Here is a 1,912-nt window from a genome sequence, read left to right as displayed (position 1 = left end):
TCGCGGGACCTTACGCGGCATGGATGCCGCGTAAGAGCCTACATGGACGTACTTGCGGCGTGTCCCGCGATGGTGGGCGGGCAAGGACCCTGCAGCCAAGCTGCAGACATCAGCTCTACAACTGATCTATCCGCCGCACTGTTCAACGACTCCAGGGACAACCGAGATTTCGGTCGTGGCGGCTTTTAGATGCAGTCAGAAGCCCATGTCAAACGCCTGGTCGGTCGAGGGCGCGATGCCCTCACCGCTCGCGGGACACGCCGTAAATCCGTCCCTGGAGGCTCGGTGGCGGCATCCATGCCGCCACACGGTCCCGCAAGCGATGAGGACACCGCACCAGAATGTTGGTCGGTCGCCGGGTAAAAAGCTGAGCGTCTCGCAGGTTGCGTGGGCTTGCTGGTGTGGGTCGCAGAACGACACGATAGCTAGCCAATTAGGTGTTCAGTCCCGGCATTAGATGGATCGGATCCACCTTGAACCGCTCGGATTCGGATGTCCACTGCTTGCAGACGAATTCGTACGGTGTCAGACCCTTCAGGGCTTTGAGCCTGCGACCGTAGTTGTAGGCGTCGATGAAGTTGGCTAAATGCTGTTGCAGTTGTGCGTGATCGTCGTAATGGAAGCGTTTGACAGTGGCTTCCTTGATCGTCCGATTCATCCGCTCGACCTGCCCGTTGGTCCAGGGATGCTTGATCTTGGTCAAGCGGTGTTCGATGCCGTGCTCCTCGCAGACTCGACTGAAAAATATGGGGGAAGGCATATTGGTCGGAACTGCGGTTGGTGAACTGGATGCCGTTATCCGTCAGAACCGTATGCAGGGTGTAGGGCACTGCCTGGATCACATTGCGCAGGAACTGCGCTGCAACTAGCTTGTTGGCCGAGGCGTGGAGTTCGGTGAACGCAAACTTGGACGTCCTGTCGATGGCCACGAACAGATAGAGCTTGCCCTCGGCCGTCTGCACCTCTGCAATGTCGATGTGGAAGTAGCCAATCGGATAACTTCTGAAACGCTTCTTGGCGGCTTTGTCGCCTTTAATCTCGGGGAGCCGCGAGATGCCATGGCGTTGCAGGCAGCGGTGCAGCGATGAGCGCGTCAGATGCGGGATGCTCGGCTGCAGTGCGTAGAGACAATCGTCCAGCGGCAGCAACGTGTGCTTACGGAAAGCGACAATCGCCGCCTCATCCGCAACGGACAACACGGTGGAACACGGCTGCGTCGGCCCGGTTGGCAAATCGGCAACCGAGGTCCGCTTCTTCCACTTCGCCACCGTCTTTTGATTGATGCCGTAACGCTTGGAAAGCGCTCTCAGGCTCTCTTGACTATGTTGTATCGCTCGACGGATCGCCTCTGTCGTGGTGGCGCTCCCATGCAGAACCTGGCCCATCGTGCTTCCTTCCATTCGAGGGAAAATAATGCACCATCAAAACCTGGGATCAAACAGCTAGAAGAACGTCATTCATGGCTTGCAACCGTGCACACCAACCATCTCGACTGGTCCTTGTCCGCTCACCGTCGCGGGACCTTACGCGGCATGGATGCCGCGTAAGAGCCTACACGGACGTACTTGCGGCGTGTCCCGCGATGGTGAGCGGGCAAGGGCCCTGCAGCCAAGCCACAGATCATCCGCTCTGCAATCTACGCACTCATCGCGTCCAATCTTTCAAGACAACCAAGATCTCACGACCTCGAAATGCCTGGAGAACGGCACGAGCAATGGGCAGCTGGATGTGGATGGCGCACTCAGTAGCGACATCTACGCGTGGCATATGTGCAGTGAGCGCAGCGGCGCCCGCCTGATGGCCGCTAAGTGGGTTTTGTCAGCCGTTACTAGGGCCTGTTAACACTAATGGCCCGAGCGATTAAACTATTGAGCATGGAGATCACGCCAGCACAATTTTCTCTGATCGAACA

At 57.7% G+C, this 1,912-nt stretch carries 1 pseudogene; it reads right to left on the bottom strand.

What is annotated here, in order from left to right:
• Positions 1–433 precede the first annotated feature (433 nt).
• A pseudogene (locus tag XcyCFBP4188_RS22225) lies at positions 434–1,385 on the bottom strand (IS481 family transposase).
• Positions 1,386–1,912 lie beyond the last annotated feature (527 nt).

It is taken from the genome of Xanthomonas hortorum pv. cynarae, from assembly GCF_002939985.1.
Lineage (GTDB): Bacteria > Pseudomonadota > Gammaproteobacteria > Xanthomonadales > Xanthomonadaceae > Xanthomonas > Xanthomonas hortorum_D.
The sequence above is the reverse complement of the archived record's forward strand: the minus strand, read 5'-3'. Positions and strand labels throughout refer to the sequence as shown.